The following is a 19,748-nucleotide window of genomic DNA, read 5'->3' as shown; positions in this document are numbered from 1 at the left end:
CTTTATCCTTTCAGGCCCGCCAGCATGACGCCGCGGACGATGTAGCGCTGCAGGACGAGGAAGACGATGAGCGTGGGAATGGTGGCGATCGCCGCCCCCGTCATGATCATTTCCCACTGGATCTGCTGCTCCACGGCAAAGCTCGAAAGCCCGACCGGCAGCGTATAGAGTTCCTTGCTGGTGGTGACGATCAGCGGCCAGAAGAAGGCCGTCCAGTTGCCGAGGAAGGTGAAGATGGCGAGCGCCGAGAGCGCCGGCGTGACGAGCGGCATGGCGACCTTCCACCAGATCTGGAATTCGTTGAGACCGTCGACGCGGGCCGCCTCGATGAAGTCGTTCGGCACCGTCTCGAAGAACTGCTTCATCAGGAAGGTGCCGAAGGCGGTCATCATGCCGGGGAACATGATGCCCCAGTAGCTGTCGAGCCACCCGAGCTGGCTCGACATCAGGTACCACGGGATGACCAGCATCTCGGTCGGGATCATCAGCGTCGAGAGGATGGCGAGAAAGATGAAATAGCGGCCGCGGAACTCGAACTTGGCGAGCGTGTAGCCGACCAGGCTGTCGAAGAAGCAGTTGGACAACGTGACGATCGTCGCGACCAGCATCGAGTTGAAGAACCAGCGCATGAAGCGCCCGTCCGCCAGCACGGCAATATAGTTGGCGAGCGTCGGAGCGGCGGGGATGAGGCGCAGGTCGTAGACCTGGTCGGCCGTCTTCAGCGAGGTGGAGAACATGAAGGCGAGTGGCGAGACCATGATCAGCCCGCCGATGAAGAGCAGTGTCCAGGCAATGATCCTGCCGGGGCGGACATCGGCCTTGTAGAGCGGCGGGGAGACGGGTGCAGCGTCGCTCATTTCTTTTCCCTCAGGATGAAGAGCTGCAGCAGCGATACGACGAGCAGGATGGAGAAGAGCACCACCGTCTGCGCCGCGGCATAGCCCATGGCATAGGAGTTGAAGGCTGTCTGGTAGATCATCAGCACCAGCGGCTTGGTCGACCCGAGCGGCCCGCCGGGGTCGTTGGTGGTCATGTTGTAGACCTGGTCGAAGATGCGCAGGAAGCCGATCGACGAGAAGACCACCAGGAATACGGTCGTGGGTTTGAGGAGCGGCAGGGTGATCTTGCGCAGGATCGCCCATTCGCCGAGGCCGTCGATACGGGCGGCCTCGTAGAAGGTGGTCGGGATGGCGCGAAGCCCGGCCATGAAGATGATGATCTGGAAGCCGAGACCCGCCCAGATGGCGGTGACCATGATCGAATAAAGCGCCTGGTCCACGGAGCGGATGAAGGGCTGCTGCGGAATGCCGAGCATGCCGAACACGTCGTTGATGATGCCGATCGGCGGCGGCTGGTAGAACCAGCGCCAGACCCAGGCCATCGCCGCGGCGGTCGTGAGATAGGGCAGGAAATAGAGCGCCCGGATGAAGCCGTGCATGAAGCGCACGCGGTCGAGAAAGAAGGCGATCGTGAAGGAGAGCACGAGGCTGATCGGCGTGCCGATGACCAGGTAGGTGAAGGTATTCCGGAACACCTTCCAGAACTGCGGGTCCTTGAACAGCTTGGTGTAATTGGCGATCCCGATGAATTTCGCCGGCCGGAGCAGGTCCCAGTTGGTGAAGGACAGCCAGAAGGCTTGCGCGGTGGGATAGAAGCGGATGACCGCATAGAAGAGGATCGGCAGAACCAGGAATCCCCAGACCCAGAGAAGCCGCTTCGTCCGTATGGAAAGGCGGTCCCCAAAGGATATCCCTGGAGATCCGCCGGGACGGCCGGATGCCGTCCCCTGCTGTTCGATCGATGCCATGACCGGCTCCAGGGATTACGGCTTGGCCGAGTCGATGATTTCCTGCTCGGCCTGCGCCGCTTGGCTGATGGAATCCTCGACGGATTGGCCTTCGAGCAGCACGCGGTTTGCCATGTCGATGGCATTCTGGCGCTGGGCGGCTTCATCCAGGAACAGCGTGGTATGGGCGTATTCCAGGCCCTTCAGGAATGGTCCGTAGATCGGGTCCTTGAGGTTCGCTTCGGTGAGAGCGGCGGAACGGCGTGCCGGCAGTTCGCCGACCGTCTTCAGCCAGATGTCCATGGCTGCCGGAGAGGAGATATAGGCCAGGAATTTCTTGGAGGCTTCGAGTTCCTCGCCCGTGGTCTTGGCGCCGATGCCGTTTGCGAAATAGCTGGCATAATTGGAGCGCACGCCCTCGGCATTGGCGGGCAGTTCGGTCACGCCCCATTCGAAATCCTTGATGGTCCGGAAGGAGCCGAGGCGGAACGTGCCGTCGATCGTCATGCCGGCCTTGCCGCCGCGGAAGGCGGCCTGGCCTTCGTCCATGAAACCGGCCTGACCGATCTTCTTTTCAAGCTGCAGGCTCGTGTAGAATTTCAGCGCCTTGATGCCAGCCTCACTGTCATAGGCAACCTTCTGGTCGTTGTCGGTATAGGGAACGCCGCCGAACTGGCGGATCAGCACCTCGCGCCACCATTGGTGGTCCTGGCCGCCCATGTCGAGCGTGGAGCCGGCCACCGTCAGGTTGCCCGCGGCATCGTGCTTGGCGATCTTCTCGGCCGCGGCGACATATTCATCGAGCGTTTTCGGCGGGTTGTTCGGGTCGAGGCCGGCCTCTGTGAAGAGCTTCTTGTTGTAGAAAAGGGCGAGCGAGCGAACGGCCGTCGGCAGTCCGTAATAGTCGTCGCCGCGCTTCATCGCGGTCACGATCGGGAAGAACTCGCTCTCGATCTTGTCATGCGGGAAGGCGTCGGTCGGCAGCGGCTGCAGGATGCCGCCGGCCGCAAACTTGTCGAGCCAGCCATAGAAGAGCTGCATGACGTCCGGGCCGTTGCCGGACATGTTGGCGGCGATCACGCGGGTCTGGTAATCGGCATAGGGGAAGGTGACCTGCTTGACGGTGATATCCGGATTGGCCTTCTGGAACTCGGCGATAAGCTGGTCCATCGCCTTCACGCGCGTATCGAACACATATTGCCAGTATTCGATTTCGACCGCCTGCGCGGCGTTGAATGCGAACGTGCTGAAGCCGGCGACGAGACCGGCGAACAAGGTTGCCTTGCGCATGTGAGCCTCCATTTGCCCCGCCGGGTCCGCCGGTCTTGGGGTTTGATTGTTCCCTGCATTCGGCCGCATTGCGCGATCCGATGCGTTTTTTGGTTTCCGGAAGGATCGCTTCGATGCCTCCCGTTTGAAGTGCTGCGACCCCTTCGCCTCAGCCCTTTCCTTACGGTTCCCCGACTGAGGCCGTTTGTCAATAAGATAATTTACTTGAATTATTCTATTGCGAGAACCCGTTTTCCGGCGCTATGAATCGCCTGGAACGGAAGGTCGGCGACATGACGATACACACGATCGGCACGCACCCGGTGGCCATCGGCAAGAACCCCGAACGAAGCCGCGATCACAACCGCCGCGTCGTACTGGACGTGGTGCGCCGGCACGGTTCGCTTGGACGCGCTCATATCGCCAAGATCACGCAGCTCACCCCCCAGGCCGTTGCCAATATCGTCGACGAGCTGGTGGGCGAGGGGCTGCTGATGGAAATGGGACGCCTGCGTTCCGGGCGCGGCCAGCCGCCCATCCAGTTTGCGGTGAACCCGGAGGGCGGCGTGACGATCGGCGTGGAAATCGCTGCCGACCGCATGGTGACTGTCGCCCTCGATCTGTCCGGCAGGCTAAGGGAGAAGCGGATCACTTACCTTAAGGACACGACACCGGAGCATATTCTTTCGGCCTTTACGTCGGAACTTTCGACCGTCGAGAAATCTGTGGGGTCGAAATTGCTTGGCACCGGCGTCGTCATGCCGGGCCCCTTCGAGATCGACGGCATGACGTCGGTCGGTCCGACCACGCTTCCCGGCTGGGCCGGCCTCGATGCGGCGCAGGCGCTGGGCGAGGCCTGCGGACATACGGTCGTGGTCGAAAACGATGCGACCGCCGCCGCCGTCGGCGAACGCCTGTTCGGCGCGGGGCTGACGATATCCAATTTCGGCATGATCTATTTCGGCGTCGGCATCGGGTTGGGGATCATTCAGGACGGCGCGCCCTATCGCGGTGCCTTCGGCAATGCCGGCGAAATCGGCCACGTGACCGTCGTTCCCAAGGGACGACCCTGCCCTTCCTGCGGTCAGCTCGGCTGCCTGGAAGGTTACGCCTCCGTCTATGTGCTGAAGGAGAAACTTGGCCGCGCCGGTATCCCGGAATGCGAGTTCGCCGATATCGAGAGGCTTCATGCCGCAAATCATCCGATCGTGGAGGAGTGGGTGGACGAGGCTGCCACCTATCTCGGCCCGATGGTGGCGATGCTCGAAAACATCCTTGACCCGCAGACGGTGATCCTGGGCGGCGCGCTTCCGGACGCCGTCATTGACGATATCATCACCCGCCTGGGCAACAACCTGCCCACCTCGGTCGCCAGCCGCCGCCAGCGCGCCCTGCCGCGCGTGCTGCGCGGAAAGACGGGCCAGTTGACGGCCGCGCTCGGCGCTGCGGCCCTTCCGCTTTTCGACATGGTGACACCCAAGCTCGAGACTTCGCTTGCGGGGCTTGCCGATATTCCTGTCTGACATATTGGGAGAAGATTTCATGCTGACCGCCCGCGAACGCATTGAACGGCAGATGGCCGATCCCTCGCTCGTCCGGCTCCATCGCAAGCTTTCGCGGCTGAAAGCGACGGTCACGATGATGAACACGGGGGCGCATCCGGACGACGAGCAGAACGGCATGCTCGCCTGGTTTCGCCTCGGCCTCGGCATGCGCGTCATCATCGCCTGTTCGACCCGCGGCGAGGGCGGCCAGAATGCGCTGGGTCCTGAGCGGCTCGGCCCGCTCGGCGTGCTGCGCTCCCGCGAACTTGAGGAAGCGGCCCGCGCGATTGACTCGGATGTTTCCTGGCTTGGCCATGGTCCATCCGATCCGGTCCACGATTTCGGCTTCTCCAAGGATGGCGACGCCACGTTCATCCGCTGGGGCGAAGCCCGCACGGTGGAGCGTCTGGTGCGCGCCTACCGCATGGAGCGGCCGGATATTGTCATTCCGACATTCCTCGATGTGCCGGGCCAGCACGGCCATCACCGTGCCATGACGCGGGCCGCCGAGGCGGCGATTGCACTCGCCGCCGACGCCAATGCCTATCCGGAGCATTTCGCCGAGGGCCTGAGGCCCTGGCAGGTCGCGAAATATTACCTGCCGGCGTGGTCGGGAGGCGGTGACACTTACGACGACGAGGTGCCGCCGCCGGATACGACCGTGACGGTGCTGGCGGAAGGCCGCGAGCCTGCGACAGGTGCTGAATACGACCGGATCGGCGAATGGTCGCGCTATTATCATGCCTCCCAGGGCATGGGGCATTGGCCGAAACGGCCGGAGCGGCAATGGGAGCTGCATCTGAAGCTCTCCGCCGTCGGTTCGGTGGCTGAACATTCCGTTCTTGAAAACCTGCCGACTTCGCTTTCAGCGCTTGCCGATTTTTCCGATCTTCCGAGCGATGCAGCGAATGCGTTGCGATCGGCGGATAGTGCGATTGCGGTGGCCATTTCGGCCTTTCCGGATCGCGAGGCGATCATCAAGGCGCTGGCCGAAGCGGCCGGCTGGCTTGACATTGTTGCTTCCTCCGCGCCGGAAGAATTCATGGCCCTGCATGGCCACCGTATCGCGCGCAAGCAGATGGAAGTCGATGCGGCGATCCTGGATGCGGCTGCAGTCTTCGAGCGCGCCTATGCCGTGCCTTCCGTCATATCGCCCGGCGGTGCAGCGATACTCACCGTCGAACTCGGGGAAGGCGCTTCGGATCACAAGGTCGATGTCGTTCCGGTTCTGCCGGCCGGTGTCTCGTCGTCCGTTCAGTCGTTCACCCATGACCGGCTTTTCGCGCTGACCGCCGCCTCCGACGCGCCGCTTTCCGATCTTTACCTTCCCGCCTGGTCGGCGATGGGCGGCAATGGCCATGCGCATGTAAAGGTCTCGGCCGAAATCGCCGGCCGGACCGTTACCGGCACCTTCGATCTGGAAGAACCGTTCGCGGTCGCACCTGCTCAGTCGCTGACCCTGCTGCCCGATGCGCTGGTGGTTCCGCTCGGCACGAAGCAGACCGAATGGCTGGTCAAGGCGGATATCTCCGGCGTCGACGCGCCGGTCTCCTTCAGGACGCCGGCCGGCTGGACGATAAAGAAGGCCGACGGCGACTGGATCGCGTCCGCGACCGATGCCGTCAGGCCCGGCCTCGTCGAAATCGAACCGCAGGTCGATGGCCGCCCTGCCTTCCAAGTCACGCCGATCGCCTACAGGCATATCGGCCGCGCGAGCTTCCGCGCCCCGGCGATGCTGAAAATCCTCTCGCTCGACTTGAAGCTACCGGAAGGCGCCCGCGTCGGCTACGTGGGCGGCGGAGCGGATCGCGCCGGCCTGTGGCTCGCCCGCATGGGGCTCGACGTCACCGAACTCGATGCGCAGGCGCTGTCCGGCGATCTTTCGCGGTTCACCACCATCGTCGTCGGCATCTTCGCCTTCGGCATCCGCAAGGATCTCGCCGCCGCGACTGGCCGCCTGCATCGCTTCGTGGAAGAGGGCGGCCATCTCGTCACTCTCTATCACCGGCCGACCGACGGCTGGAATCCGGAGGAAACGCCGGTCCGCCGCATCGATATCGGCTCGCCCTCGCTGCGTTGGCGCGTCACCGATCCGCGCGCCGAAGTTGCTGTGCTTGCGCCGGAACATGTCCTCCTGAAAGGACCCAACGTCATCGGCCCGGAAGACTGGCAGGGATGGGACAAGGAGCGCGGGCTCTATTTCGTCTCCCGCTGGGATGACGCCTACGAACCGCTGCTCGCCATGCATGACGTCAACGAACAGCCGCTGAAGGGCGCGCTGATCTCCGGTGCGATCGGCAGGGGGCGTCACACTCATACTAGCCTCGTGCTGCATCACCAGCTCGACAAGCTGGTCCCCGGCGCCTTCCGGCTGATGGCGAACCTCGTGCAGCCGGCGTGAGCACGGAAGGGGCGATAGAAACAGACCAGGAGCAGGCATCAAACGCCCGCATCGGGATCGGCTGGCTGCTGCTCGACATGACACTGGTTTCCGGCGGCATGACGGCATTGGTCAAGGCGCAAGGGGCAACCTACCCGGCGTTCCAGCTCGTCTTTATCCGGGCGATGATCGGACTTCTCTTCATCCTGCCGCTCATCTGGCACCATCGGGAGGAGATGGTCCGCATCAAGCACCCATGGCGGAATATTCTCCGCATCTCATGCAATGCGATCGCGCTCACCAGCAATTTCCTGGCGATCACCATGCTGCCGCTCGCCACGGTCAATGCCGTCGGCTTTTCGCGGCCATTGATTACCATGGCCATGGCGGTCGCCTTGCTTGGCGAGACGGTGAGCCGTATCCGCTGGCTTGGCGCGGCCGTAGCCTTTGGTGGCGTATTGATCGTCATGGCGCCGGGCACCGAGAGCTTTGATATCGAGGTCCTGGTTGTCCTGATCTCTGTCGTCTTCGGTTCGCTGGCAATTATCCAGACCCGCGCGCTGAAGGATGAGAATACCACCGTGATGATGGTTTTCTACACGGTCGGCCTTGCCGTCATCACCGCCGTGCCGGCCATCTTCACATGGCAGCCGGTGGCTCGGTTCGACTGGCTTCCGCTGCTCGGCATCGGCTTTCTCGCCCAATTGGGACAATACTGCTTCCTGCGGGCCTACCGCATCGCCGATGCCAGCGTGCTGGCGCCGGTCGGCTACCTCTCGATCGTATTCGTGACGGTCGTCGGTTACGTCTTCTTCGGCGAGGTGCCGGAGGTTCGGGTGGTGGCCGGAGTGGTCATCATACTTGCCTCGCTTCAAGGAGCAGCTTGGCTTGAGCAGCGCCGCGCTCGTGCTGTGCGCAAGATGATGTGAACCAATGTGAGCGGGATCAGACCGCGTTGTCGAACTTTCTGCCGGCCTTGTCGTTACAAAGAGACAAGGAGGCGCCTATGGCCGCTCTATTCGTCATTCTTTCCTGCGTCACGGTTCTGGCCGGCGTATTTACGGTCGTCATCAGGCAGATGGCCGATGCTCATCGGCAGCATTATCGCGATGAAATGGCAGCCAATAACCTTGCATACGCCCGACAGCGCGAGATTGACGAGAAGGCGTCGCGCAAGGTGCGGCTGTTGCGTGGCATTGCAACCTCCCGAAAGCCCACGTCCCGACTGCCGTCAGATCATCCGCACTCTGTGCTGATGAGGTGACGGCTTTTGTCTTGAAGCGTGCGTTTCAGTTCCCGCTGAAAGGAACTTATTGAGGGGGAGGATTTGGTGGAGCTAAGCGGGATCGAACCGCTGACCTCTTGCATGCCATGCAAGCGCTCTCCCAGCTGAGCTATAGCCCCATCAGGGTGGTCCGGTATTTTCCGGTCCTGGGAAACTCCTAGGCGCTGCGCCTCGCGGAGTGGCGGCTTATTACTTCCGGTTTTCGGAGAGTGCAAGCCGAAATTTGTCGGCCCGGCAACTTTTATTGAATTGCCGGGCCTTGGTGTGGAATCCGATCAGACTTCGTCGTCGTCGCCGGTGACGCCGATAATGCCCGACATATCGTCGTCTTCATCGTCTTCATCGGTTTGAAGGAAGGTATCGTCGTCGTCATCGCCGAGATCGACATCGTCGTCGCCGATATCCGGCAGGTCATCGCCGCCGGCGGCCTCGTCGCCTTCTTCGAGCGAAACGAGTTCGACTTCCGGATTTTCGGTATCGACTTCCTGGACGTCCTCTTCCTCGGCCTGTTCCATCTTCACAGCTACGCTGTTTTCTTCGAAGAAGGAGAGCGGCCAGGACTTGCCGGTATAGGGGGAGACCACCGGGTCGCGGTTCAGGTCATAGAACTTCTTGCCGGTATCCGGATCGGTGCGTTTGGTTCCGAGTTCCGCTTTTGCCACAGTCAGAGCCTCATGAGGGATGGCCGAGTAGATCGGCGCGCCGCTTGGAAAGCGGCTCTATTGGGTGAAAAACTAAGCCGGTCCCCATAAGGCTTGTACCCCGTGATGTCAAAGACAAACTTTCATGGATTGCATCAACGCGTCCCCGGTGACCGTCCGGCAGCTTTATGATAGTCACCCCGTCAGGATGGAAGGAAGCCGCCCATGTATCAACCGCCGCATTTTCGAGAAGAAGACCTGGGCACCCAGCATGCATTGATCCGCGCGCATTCGCTCGGCCTTTTGATTACCTCCGGCAATTCCGGCCTCATTGCCAATCCGGTGCCATTCCATCTGGATGCCGATGCCTCGGCAAAGGGAACGCTGAGGCTGCATCTTGCCCGCGCGAACGGCCAGTGGAAGGATATCCGAGACGGAGCGCCGGTTCTCGCTGTTTTCCAAGGTGCGGATTCCTATGTTACGCCCTCATGGTATCAGACCAAGCGCGAGACCGGCAAAGTCGTGCCGACGTGGAATTACGCGATCGTCCAGGCAAGAGGGCCCGCCCGGGTTATGGAGGATGCCGATTGGCTGCTTGCCCAGATCAATGCCATGACCAATCAGCATGAGGGCAAGCGCGCCTTGCCTTGGTCGATAGGCGATGCGCCGGAAGATTTCATTCGCGCGCAGCTGAAGGGCATCGTAGGCGTGGAGATTGAGATCGCCGAGATCGAAGGCAAGTGGAAGGTAAGCCAGAACCGCCCGGTCACCGATCGCAAAGGTGTTGCGGCGGGGCTTGATGAAATGCCCGGACAGGACGATATGGCGGAGCTCGTCCGCCATTATGGCGCAGCGCGCGAAGCTTGAGTTTTCGAAATTGACGTCTGGAATGATCATCGCTATCGACGGACCCGCCGCCTCCGGCAAGGGCACGCTTTCCCGCCGCCTCGCAGAAGAATACGGCTTTCACCATCTCGACACCGGCCTCACCTACCGTGCCACCGCCAAGGCGTTGATCGATGCCGGTCTGCCGCTCGATGATGAAAAGGTCGCCGAGAAAGTGGCAAAGGGCGTTGAACTGGCGGGGCTCGATCGCGATATATTGTCCAGCCATGAGATCGGCGAGGCGGCCTCGAAGATTGCCGTCATGCCTTCCGTCCGCCGGGCATTGGTCGAGGCGCAGCGTGATTTCTCGCAAAGAGAGCCGGGAACGGTGCTGGATGGCCGGGATATCGGAACGGTCGTCTGCCCGAATGCGCAGGTGAAGCTTTACGTGACCGCTTCGCCGGAAGTGAGGGCGAGACGTCGTTATGACGAGATTCTCGCCAAGGGCGGCATGGCGGATTATGCGGCGATTTTCGCCGACGTGAAGAAGCGTGACGAACGGGATATGGGCCGCGCCGATAGCCCTCTGAAGCCTGCCGAGGATGCGTACTTGCTTGATACGTCGGAAATGAGTATAGAGGCCGCGTTTCAGGCAGCGAAGGTTGTCATCGACGCCGCCTTGAAGACGACTTGACGATGTAAGCCGGTTTGCGTCCGGCTTCGTCTTTGAGAACCCGCTTGACGCTCGGTCCCCGCGCCGGATTGGCCTCTACAGAGGAGGCGGACCTGATGCTCAGGCATGTGTAACACGAACCACCGGCGCATACGTGCCTGTTTAGAGGCACTCTAGGAGATTTCATGGCAGTATCTAACCCCACGCGGGAGGACTTCGCAGCCCTCCTCGAAGAGTCCTTTTCCAAGACCGACCTTGCTGAAGGCTATGTCGCCAAGGGCATTGTGACGGCGATCGAAAAGGACGTCGCGGTTGTTGACGTCGGCCTCAAGGTCGAAGGTCGCATCGCGCTGAAGGAATTCGGCGCCAAGGGCAAGGACGGATCGCTGAAGGTCGGCGACGAAGTCGAAGTTTATGTCGAGCGCATCGAAAACGCACTCGGCGAAGCGGTTCTCTCGCGCGAGAAGGCGCGCCGCGAAGAAAGCTGGGTCAAGCTCGAAGCCAAGTTCGAGGCCGGCGAGCGCGTCGAAGGCGTCATCTTCAACCAGGTCAAGGGTGGCTTCACCGTCGATCTCGACGGCGCCGTTGCCTTCCTGCCGCGTTCGCAGGTCGACATCCGTCCGATCCGCGACGTCACTCCGCTCATGCACAACCCGCAGCCCTTCGAAATCCTCAAGATGGACAAGCGTCGCGGCAACATCGTGGTTTCGCGCCGCACGGTTCTCGAAGAGTCCCGCGCCGAGCAGCGTTCTGAGATCGTTCAGAACCTCGAAGAGGGCCAGGTGGTCGAAGGCGTCGTCAAGAACATCACCGATTACGGTGCGTTCGTCGACCTCGGCGGCATCGACGGCCTGCTGCACGTTACCGACATGGCGTGGCGTCGCGTCAACCATCCGTCGGAAATCCTGTCCATTGGCCAGCAGGTCAAGGTTCAGATCATCCGCATCAACCAGGAAACCCATCGTATCTCGCTCGGCATGAAGCAGCTCGAGTCGGACCCGTGGGATGGCATTGCCGCCAAGTATCCGGTCGGCAAGAAGATCTCCGGTACCGTCACGAACATCACCGACTACGGTGCGTTCGTCGAACTGGAACCGGGCATCGAAGGCCTGATCCACATCTCGGAAATGTCCTGGACCAAGAAGAACGTTCACCCCGGCAAGATCCTGTCCACCACGCAGGACGTTGACGTAGTCGTTCTCGAAGTCGATCCGTCCAAGCGCCGCATCTCCCTCGGTCTCAAGCAGACCCTCGAGAACCCGTGGCAGGCATTTGCCTACAGCCACCCGGCCGGCACCGAAGTCGAAGGCGAAGTCAAGAACAAGACCGAGTTCGGCCTGTTCATCGGCCTCGAAGGCGACGTCGACGGCATGGTTCACCTCTCCGACCTCGACTGGAACCGCCCGGGCGAGCAGGTCATCGAGGAATACAACAAGGGCGACGTCGTCAAGGCCGTCGTTCTCGATGTGGACGTCGAGAAGGAACGCATCTCGCTCGGCATCAAGCAGCTCGGCCGTGACTCGGTCGGCGAAGCAGCCGCTTCCGGCGACCTGCGCAAGAATGCCGTCGTTTCCTGCGAAGTCATCGCTGTCAACGATGGCGGCATCGAAGTGAAGCTCGTCAACCACGAGGACATCACGTCGTTCATCCGTCGCGCCGATCTTTCCCGCGACCGTGACGAACAGCGTCCGGAGCGTTTCTCGGTCGGTCAGGTCGTCGATGCCCGCGTGACCAACTTCTCCAAGAAGGATCGCAAGGTCATGCTGTCGATCAAGGCTCTCGAGATCGCGGAAGAGAAGGAAGCCGTCGCTCAGTTCGGTTCGTCCGACTCGGGTGCTTCGCTCGGCGACATTCTCGGCGCGGCTCTGAAGAACCGCAACAACGCCGAGTAATCGACGTCTTGCAGAAATTGAAACCGCCGGATCGAAGGTCCGGCGGTTTTTTCATGCCCTCCCGGCTGTCGTCCTCGGGTTGAAACCCGAGGATCAGGTCCACCCGGCCATACGCCAGTAAAGATCGTTGGCCCGGCCGGCATCCTCGTCGGTCGTGTCCTCGCCTGTTTCCTCGTCCTGATCCTCGGTCGACTTGTTCTCGTGAAACGCCTGGTCCTCGGGCGAATGCTGCTCTTCACCATCCTCGTCGGTTTTTGATATTTCCCGCGTCTTGCGTTCTTCCGGGTCCTTTTCCCGCTCTTCGGGCGGATAGGGGACAAAGGGCAGGGGAATGCCCTCACGCAGCGGTATTGGCAGGGGGAGGGCGAATTGTTCAGGGAGCTGCGACGCACTGGCGGGCTGGCCGCTTGTGTTCGCCTGGGGGAGGGCCGGACGGGTCGCCGGAGCCGGAACGTCCGGTTCCGAGAGGCGGGGCGCGGCAGGCCTCGGCAAACGATCGGCTGCGGCTTCTTTGGTAAGCGGATCAGGTCTTGCAGGGGATTGGCCGTCGGCCCGTTCCTCCAGTTCCTGATGCTCCGGCAAAGGCCTCGCTGCGGGTGGCAGCGGTTCCAGGAGTTCGCTGTTGCCTTCCGCGAAGACCTCGGCAAGCCACTCGGTCATGGCTGCAGGCGTCGCCTTGTTCGATATGATTGAAGGATGCGTCTGTTCAAGGTTTCGCTGCGAAAGACGGGCAAGTGCCGGGCCGTCATAGATAGCAGACGAGGTGCGTCCTTCAATCGAAGCAGGGCGTGCGTTGTTCTCTTCCCCGTTCCCGGGACGCCGTGCCGTGGGTGGAGTTTCCGGCGTCTCCTCCGCCGGGCCCGCAGAGAGATCGGGGCGGTCGCCTTCTGCAACTTCCGCCGCGGCCTCCTGCTCGACCGTAGCTGCTTTGGCGACCTCGCCTTCAGCATTGTTTTCCGCGTGCAGCGCGCTTTCCTCGGGCAATGCGGAGGTCGTGATTTCCGTATCTGTCGAGAGCATGCTCGATTCGGGAGCGGAAAGTACCTGGTCCGCCTCAATCGAAGCCGCGGCCTGCTGTGCTGACGCCTCGCCGCTGCCGGTGGCCTTCGTACCGATATTGTCGCGTTGACCGCCTGGAACGCTGCTGGCGTCATCTGACGGCGGCGCCGAAGCCGCAACCGACTCTGCCTCGGACGAAAAGTTCGTTCCGACAGTCTGATCGGGCGGGACCGGTATGGTATTGGCAGGTCGCGACGGCGGGTTGAGTACCTGCTCAGCCCCGGCATTCTGGCGATAGGAACTGACGACCGCTTTGGCGGCGAGATCGCGGTCGAGCAATTGAGCGGTTTCCATCCGCAAGGCGAGCCGGGCCGCATCCGGCCCTGTGGGATTGTTGAGAATTTCGGCCAGCAACCGCAGCGAAACACCCTTGACGAGCTGATTGAGCATGCGCTCGAGCACAGCACGTTCAGCCGGATTCATCGCTTTGACCGCTTCCGAAAGACGCCTGGCATAATCGAGCAGGGCTTCCCCCTCACGCCGAGGAACTCTGATCAGTTTGCCGATGGTCTCCGCGAAGATCGAGGCACCCTGTGCGAGCTGGATCTGGGCCGAAAGTGAGAGAATGTCCAGCCTGCCGCCTGACAGGGACGAGGACGCGATGGTCTCGGCATTTGCGGAATTGTTGGCGACAGTGATGCGCTGGCGCATGGCCAGCTGCTGCGACGGGTTCTGGTATTCGATGAATGAACTTAACGTGGCACGAACCGGAGGCAGCATTGTCCGCTCCATGTCTAATTGTGACGACAGGACAGTTCGGCCACGCGATTGTGTGTTTTCGCAACGGAACGGCGTTGCGGCCGTAACGCCTCATGGCGTTCCCAATGCCGATAGCTGGCAATCAATCTCCGGCAAAAAGGTTAACGTCTCGCTAACATGCGGGCGAGGAATGATCTTGGACGGCACAGTAAGCGGACAGTCCGGATTATTGCGGGATTACGCGGCCAGTTTCTTTTTCAACAATTCATAAATGCCGATCTCGTCCACGCGGACCGGCAGGATTCCGCCAACCGTGGTTGCCTCGACTGCCTGGCCTTCGAGCAGCGTTTCCACGGCATCGGCGGTGAATTCGCTCGCGGGCGCCTCGCCGGCAACGAGGATCTTGCTGGTCTGGTTCTGATCTTCCGCAGAAGTTGCCTCGTCGACGGCCGGAGTGTCGCCGCCCGGCTCGGACGAATCGGAAAGAGCGACCTGCTCGGCTGCAGCGGCAAACACGCTCAGCAGCGTCTGCGTGTCGACGGAAGCAGCGTCGGTTTTGCCGTCGCCGCCCACGTCCGCTCCATCATTTTTGTTCGTCTTCTCGATGACGTCTTGGACCTTCTGGACGTCTTCGAGCTTCTTGCCGGCTTCCGCGGCCTCGATGTCTTCCAGGCGCTCGGCGCGGGTTTCCTCGTCCTCGACGCGAGTGGGATCGTAACCCTGCGGGCCGAGCTTCAATTCTTCCAGGGTCTTCGGATCGGCAACGTCCTCAAGCCGCTGGACCACGCGGTCGACTTCCGCCCCGAGCTTGCCGCCATTGGCCTTTTTGGTGAAGGCGTCCATCAGGCGCTGGTTGTCGTCGCCGTAGGGATTCTGGATTGCCGCCAGCAGCGTCTTGATGGAGATGCCGATATCCTTGAGCCCGAGATCCTCCTCCAACTTGCTGATCTGGCTCAGATCCATCGGCTTGAGCAGATCTTCAAGCGCTTCGCCCAGCCGATAGTTCGAGCGGGCCTCGTCGGTATCGAGGCCGAGCTTCTTGGCCAGGCGGTCGATGAGATCGATCTTCAATTCGTTGGGATCTGTGCGGTTGGTGCCGAACAGCGCGGAGGTAATCTTCTCCCTGGCGCGCTTGGCCTCCTCGCTGGCGCTGACCCGCGCCTCCGTGACCGGATCGCGTTCCTTGCCGGACCGTTCGGCTTCCTCTTCCTTGCGCTGTTCCTCGATGCTGTCGAGCATCGATTGCATCGCGTTGGTTGCCGCAAGTCCGTAGGTCTGCTGTGTTGGAAGCAACATGCCCGATTATCCGGTCTCATTGAGAGATATGCCGGAGGCGACGATAGGTTTCGAAGGTTAACGAATTATTGCCGGCTGATTAGGACTTGTCCCAACGAGAGTTGGAGGCCGCGGCTTGAGGACCAGCGTGACCAGCACAAAACTGACGTAAAGAAGCAGGTACCAGGATCCGAGCTTGCCGAATGAAACCACATGCCAGGTCTTCTGCGTCGGATAGATCCAGGTCCCGGTCAGCGTGCCGATGTTCTCCGCAACCCACAGGAAGGCGGATGAGAGGAACGCTGCCACGACCAGCGGCATACGCAGTGTCGTCCGGTCTGTCGTGAAATGGATGTCGACGCGCCGGAAGACGACGACAGTTGCTGCGAACAGAAGATAACGCAGATCCGGCAGGTAGTGATGACTGAAGAAATTGATGTAGATCGCAATCGCCAGCAATCCGGTGAGCCACATTGGCGGATAGCGGGTGAAGCGCATGTCGAAGATGCGGATCGTGCGCGCCATGAAGGAACCGACGGAGGCATACATGAAGCCGGAAAACAATGGCACACCGGCGATCTGAATGATCGCGGGTTCCGGATAGGCCCATGATCCCATATGCACCTTGAAGATTTCCATGACGGTGCCGGTGATGTGATAGACTAGGATAACTTTGGCCTCGTCCCAGCTTTCCATCCTGAAGCGCAGAAACAGGAATTGGATTGCCAGTGCAGCGATGAACAGGAAATCGTAGCGGTAAAGCGCCCAGTCCGGCTGCCAGACGAGCTTGGTGACGAGCAGCAGGGTGAGCATAATCGCCGCGAACAGGCAGGCCCAGGCCTGTTTCAGGCCGAAAAGGATGAACTCGGAAAGCCACCAGGGAAGTGGCGCCAGCACACCGCGAACGAGAAGGCGCAGCGGTTCGAGATAAGGCCCCGTCTCATGCGCCGGAGGACGTTCTGGGGAACGCCGTTCCATCAGCTGTGGGCGAAGATGTCCGTCTCTTCCCAACCGAGCAGGTCAAGTTTTGCCCGGGTCGGCAGGAAGTCGAAACAGGCCTGGGCAAACTCGAGGCGTTTGTCGCGCACGAGCCGCTCGTTCAGTTTGTCGCGCAGTGCGTGCAGGTGCAGCACGTCGGAAGCGGCATATTCGAGCTGCGCCGGCGAGAGTACCTCCGCAGCCCAATCGGACTGCTGCTGCGCTTTCGACACGTCGATATCGAGCAGTTCCTTGAGGTTGTCCTTGAGGCCGTGCCGGTCGGTATAGGTGCGTGTCAGGCGCGAGGCGATCTTGGTGCAGAAGGCGGGTGTCGTGGTCACCCCGAATGTTTGAAACAGAACGGCGATATCGAAACGGCCGTAGTGGAAGATCTTCTGCCGGGACGGATCGGCAAGCATGGCGACAAGGTTCGGCGCTTCTCTTTGGCCTGCAGCGATGCGGATCACGTCGGCGGAGCCATCGCCCGGCGAAAGCTGCACGACACAGAGCCGGTCGCGGCGCGGAACGAGGCCGAGTGTTTCCGTATCGATGGCGATAGCACCCGTGTAGCGGGCTGCATCAGCCGCCGGAATATCGCCTTCATGATATCGAATCTCTGCCATGTCCGTCTCCGTCGCCTATGTTCGGCCATCCGCTATAGACCACGTTTTTCGCCAAGGATACCGTCATCTTCGGGAGGGGGAGGCCCGGACCGCCGAAAAGCCTGCTGCCGAGCGACAAGTTCAAGCCTGAGCAAATACTCAGCTTTGCGCTGAATGCATTGCTGCATTGCAACAGAATGGATTGGCACGCTTAATCGATTATCCTATATCAATAGTCATCGAGCGACGCACTCCTCCTCCCAGTGTCGCTTGATACGGATCGACAACACCTCCTCCTCCCAGTTGTCGATCAAGTTTAAAGCCTGGCGCATCCTCCTCCCGCGCCAGGCTTTTCTATTTTCAGCCTTCTCCTCCGATACCCTTTGATCGACACGTTGTTGCGTCGGACGGACTCGTCCGGGTCCGCCGAACGATATGGCGATAACGTCACGTGCGTGTCACGGGCCGCCGATATAGCAATCCTCGCCTTCCCTTTTGAACTTTTCGTGAGGTTTACTATGCGCAAGCTTTTTGCTGCCCTGGTCGTTTCGACCGCACTCGCCGGTGCTGCCCAGGCCGCTACCGTCTATCCGCTGGATCGTGCGACGATCCTCGCCGGCTCCCCTTTCGACTTCAAGGTTGAGTTCAGCAGCGTCGTGAAGCCGGAGGACGTCAAGATCACCGTCAATGGCCAGGACTACAAGGCCGTTCTCGGCAAGGATGTCCAGTTCGTCGCCGAAGAGAAGGTGAAGGACAAGGTTGCCGGCTCTGCCGTCATCCTGCGCGGTCTGACGATTGCCAATGCAGGCGACTACAAGGTTGAGGTTTCCGCAGGCTCCGAAACGAAGAGCGTTACCTGGAACGTCTATAACACCGGTACGACCCCGAAGGCGAAGAACATCATCTTCATGCTTGGCGACGGTCTTTCCGTGGCGCACCGGACTGCCGCTCGCCTCATGTCCAAGGGGATGACCGAAGGCAAGGCCAACGGCCGCCTCAATATGGACGATCTCGATCGCATGGCCTTCATCGGCACCTCGGCAGCCGACTCGATCACCACCGACAGCGCCAATACCATGTCGGCCTACATGACCGGGCACAAGGGTGCCATCAATTCGCTCGGCGTCTACGCCGATCGCACCGCGGATACTCTGGACGATCCCCGCGTCGAGACCATCGGCGAGGCGCTGCGCCGTCAGACGAAGAAGTCGATCGGCATCGTCGCCACCTCGGAAATCGAAGATGCAACGCCGGCAGCCGTCGTGTCGCATACCCGTCGCCGCGACGACAAGGCAGAGATCGTCGGCATGATGCTCGACGTGAAGCCGGACGTTATTCTTGGCGGCGGATCCGCTTATTTCCTTCCGCAGGCGACGAATGGCTCCAAGCGCAAGGACGACAAGGACTATATCAAGATGTTCCAGGATGCAGGCTACAAGCTTGCGACCGACAAGAACGAACTGGCCGCCGCCACGAACGCGGACAAGATCCTCGGCCTCTTCCACACCGGCAACATGGATGTGGCCCTCGACCGGGAAATCCTCAAGAAGGGCACCGTCGGCAAGTTCCCCAATCAGCCGGGCCTCGTCGAAATGACGAAGACGGCGATCGATCAGCTCTCGAAGAACCCGGAAGGCTTCTTCCTGATGGTCGAGGCCGCCAACATCGACAAGATGACGCATCCGCTCGACAATGAACGTGCGGTCGTTGACACGATCGAATTCGATCAGGCGGTCGGTGTGGCCAAGGATTTCGTCGCCAGGAACCCGGATACCTTGCTCGTCGTGACCGGCGACCATACGCATGGCATCACCATTGTGGGCATGATCGACGATGATGCTGAAGGAACCGAAATGCGCGAGAAGGTCGGCGTGCGCGGCTTCCCGAACTATGTCGATGCCAACAAGGACGGTTATCCGGACAGCGTCGACGTGACGAAGCGTCTTGCCATGTTCGTCAGCAACTATCCGGACCATTACGAGACCTTCCGCCCGAAGCTCGACGGTCCGTTCAGCCCGGCTGTTCAGAACGACAAGAAGGAATACGTCGCGAACGAGGCGTACAAGGATGTTCCCGGCGCAGTCTTCGTCCAGGGCAACTTGCCGAAGGATGCGAGCTCGGGCGCCCATACGGTCGATGACGTGGTGCTGCAGGCAACCGGTCCCGCTTCGGAGAACTTCAAGGGCTACATGGAGCAGAGCGACGTCTACAAGGTCCTCGCCGACGCCTTCGCGCTCGGCGTGAAGCAGACGAACTAGAATGGCAATGGCGGCATGCCCATTTGGCGTGCCGCCTGCCGCTTCCTTTGGCCGCTTGCTTTGCCGGTCGGAAAGAAGAAGATAAGTAACGTGATCTGGATTGAGGGAGAGCGGCATGAAAAAGTCGTTTGGGGCGCAATTGAGCCGCCGTCGGACACTGGGTTTCGTGGCCGGTCTGCCATTGTTGATGATGGGGGGCAGGGGCGAAGCTTCCGATGACCTGACCTTTGATGAGCTCTACGGCAAGATCAGCGTTCTGGGGCTCGAATTCTCCGAAAAGGTAAAGGAGCTTGCCGGAAAGCCGGTTGCGATGCGCGGCTTCATGGCGCCACCGCTGAAAGCAGAAGCGCAATTTTTCGTGCTGACCGAAGTGCCCATGTCCATCTGCCCCTTTTGTTCGTCCGATTCCGATTGGCCCGACAATATCGTCGTCGTCTACCTCAACCGCAAACAGACCTTCACACAGCCGAACGAGACGATCGAGGTGCGCGGCACGCTTGAGGTCGGCTCATGGACCGATCCCGATACCGGGTTCGTCAGTCGCCTGAGAATCCGCGACGCCGCATACCAGGCGGTCTGAAC

General features: G+C 60.9%; 17 protein-coding genes and 1 tRNA gene. 9 read left to right on the top strand and 9 right to left on the bottom strand.

Annotated features, from left to right (window positions below):
- Window positions 1-2: 2 nt before the first annotated feature.
- The 3 genes from ABK249_RS26485 to ABK249_RS26475 are packed head-to-tail and all read right to left on the bottom strand — an operon-like array spanning window position 3 to window position 3,088.
- Window positions 3-857: a carbohydrate ABC transporter permease gene (locus ABK249_RS26485; RefSeq protein WP_227704869.1), complete on the bottom strand. Its 855-nt coding sequence runs from the start codon at window positions 855-857 to the stop codon at window positions 3-5.
- On the bottom strand, window positions 854-1,807 hold the full coding sequence (locus ABK249_RS26480) for a carbohydrate ABC transporter permease (RefSeq protein WP_348864516.1): 954 nt from the start codon (window positions 1,805-1,807) through the stop codon (window positions 854-856). Before ABK249_RS26480 ends, ABK249_RS26485 begins: the two co-directional genes overlap by 4 nt.
- A gap of 15 nt (window positions 1,808-1,822) precedes the next feature.
- The gene (locus ABK249_RS26475; protein ID WP_081952845.1) at window positions 1,823-3,088 is read right to left on the bottom strand and encodes an extracellular solute-binding protein; all 1,266 of its coding nucleotides are present in this window, start codon (window positions 3,086-3,088) and stop codon (window positions 1,823-1,825) included.
- Window positions 3,089-3,348: 260 nt separating this feature from the next.
- Here ABK249_RS26475 and ABK249_RS26470 point away from each other — a divergent pair, with 260 nt between their 5' ends.
- From ABK249_RS26470 to ABK249_RS26455, 4 genes are all read left to right on the top strand, one after another.
- Window positions 3,349-4,578 (top strand): ROK family protein, encoded by a 1,230-nt coding sequence (locus ABK249_RS26470; RefSeq protein WP_348864515.1) that lies wholly within the window; start codon window positions 3,349-3,351, stop codon window positions 4,576-4,578.
- 19 nt (window positions 4,579-4,597) lie between these two features.
- Complete coding sequence (locus tag ABK249_RS26465; RefSeq protein ID WP_348864514.1) at window positions 4,598-7,000, top strand: PIG-L family deacetylase; 2,403 nt, start codon at window positions 4,598-4,600, stop codon at window positions 6,998-7,000.
- Window positions 6,997-7,908 carry a DMT family transporter gene (locus ABK249_RS26460; RefSeq protein ID WP_037151696.1) on the top strand — a complete coding sequence of 304 codons (912 nt, stop codon included), beginning with the start codon at window positions 6,997-6,999 and terminating at the stop codon, window positions 7,906-7,908. The genes ABK249_RS26465 and ABK249_RS26460 overlap by 4 nt, the downstream gene beginning before the upstream one ends.
- 77 nt (window positions 7,909-7,985) lie before the next feature.
- The gene (locus ABK249_RS26455; RefSeq protein WP_348864512.1) at window positions 7,986-8,243 is read left to right on the top strand and encodes a hypothetical protein; all 258 of its coding nucleotides are present in this window, start codon (window positions 7,986-7,988) and stop codon (window positions 8,241-8,243) included.
- A gap of 64 nt (window positions 8,244-8,307) precedes the next feature.
- Here the strand turns inward: ABK249_RS26455 and ABK249_RS26450 are convergent.
- Together ABK249_RS26450 and ABK249_RS26445 are read right to left on the bottom strand one after the other, a co-directional pair.
- Window positions 8,308-8,383, bottom strand: a tRNA-Ala gene (locus ABK249_RS26450).
- A 156-nt stretch (window positions 8,384-8,539) separates the two neighbouring features.
- Entirely contained in the window at window positions 8,540-8,926 is a 387-nt protein-coding gene (locus ABK249_RS26445; RefSeq protein ID WP_037151690.1) for a TIGR02300 family protein, read from the bottom strand.
- Window positions 8,927-9,130: 204 nt separating this feature from the next.
- On the opposite strand from ABK249_RS26445, the gene ABK249_RS26440 reads away from it, so the two are divergent.
- The 3 genes from ABK249_RS26440 to rpsA all read left to right on the top strand — a co-directional run bounded on the left by ABK249_RS26440 (window position 9,131) and on the right by rpsA (window position 12,295).
- Window positions 9,131-9,772, top strand: coding sequence for an FMN-binding negative transcriptional regulator (locus tag ABK249_RS26440; protein WP_348864511.1), 642 nt, complete (start codon window positions 9,131-9,133; stop codon window positions 9,770-9,772).
- Between the two features lie 22 nt (window positions 9,773-9,794).
- Window positions 9,795-10,424 (top strand): (d)CMP kinase, encoded by a 630-nt coding sequence (cmk, locus tag ABK249_RS26435; RefSeq protein WP_348864510.1) that lies wholly within the window; start codon window positions 9,795-9,797, stop codon window positions 10,422-10,424.
- Between the two features lie 164 nt (window positions 10,425-10,588).
- Window positions 10,589-12,295, top strand: coding sequence for a 30S ribosomal protein S1 (gene rpsA, locus ABK249_RS26430; protein ID WP_037151685.1), 1,707 nt, complete (start codon window positions 10,589-10,591; stop codon window positions 12,293-12,295).
- A 93-nt stretch (window positions 12,296-12,388) separates the two neighbouring features.
- Here the strand turns inward: rpsA and ABK249_RS26425 are convergent, their stop codons facing one another.
- The 4 genes from ABK249_RS26425 to ABK249_RS26410 all read right to left on the bottom strand — a co-directional run bounded on the left by ABK249_RS26425 (window position 12,389) and on the right by ABK249_RS26410 (window position 16,929).
- Window positions 12,389-14,074: a hypothetical protein gene (locus ABK249_RS26425; RefSeq protein ID WP_348864509.1), complete on the bottom strand. Its 1,686-nt coding sequence runs from the start codon at window positions 14,072-14,074 to the stop codon at window positions 12,389-12,391.
- A 216-nt stretch (window positions 14,075-14,290) separates the two neighbouring features.
- Entirely contained in the window at window positions 14,291-15,349 is a 1,059-nt protein-coding gene (locus ABK249_RS26420) for a hypothetical protein (RefSeq protein ID WP_348864508.1), read from the bottom strand.
- A gap of 57 nt (window positions 15,350-15,406) precedes the next feature.
- Complete coding sequence (locus ABK249_RS26415) at window positions 15,407-16,306, bottom strand: DUF817 domain-containing protein (RefSeq protein ID WP_348864507.1); 900 nt, start codon at window positions 16,304-16,306, stop codon at window positions 15,407-15,409.
- Complete coding sequence (locus tag ABK249_RS26410) at window positions 16,306-16,929, bottom strand: ribonuclease D (RefSeq protein WP_348864506.1); 624 nt, start codon at window positions 16,927-16,929, stop codon at window positions 16,306-16,308. The genes ABK249_RS26415 and ABK249_RS26410 overlap by 1 nt, the downstream gene beginning before the upstream one ends.
- Window positions 16,930-17,426: 497 nt before the next feature.
- Here ABK249_RS26410 and ABK249_RS26405 point away from each other — a divergent pair, with 497 nt between their 5' ends.
- A complete protein-coding gene (locus ABK249_RS26405; protein ID WP_348864505.1) occupies window positions 17,427-19,166 on the top strand; it encodes an alkaline phosphatase in 1,740 nt (579 codons plus the stop codon).
- 115 nt (window positions 19,167-19,281) lie between these two features.
- Window positions 19,282-19,746, top strand: a complete 465-nt coding sequence (locus ABK249_RS26400) for a hypothetical protein (protein WP_037151678.1) — start codon at window positions 19,282-19,284, stop codon at window positions 19,744-19,746.
- Window positions 19,747-19,748 lie beyond the last annotated feature (2 nt).

Source organism: Neorhizobium phenanthreniclasticum, from assembly GCF_040066075.1.
GTDB lineage: Bacteria > Pseudomonadota > Alphaproteobacteria > Rhizobiales > Rhizobiaceae > Neorhizobium > Neorhizobium petrolearium.
This window is presented reverse-complemented; position numbering and strand designations above follow the sequence as displayed.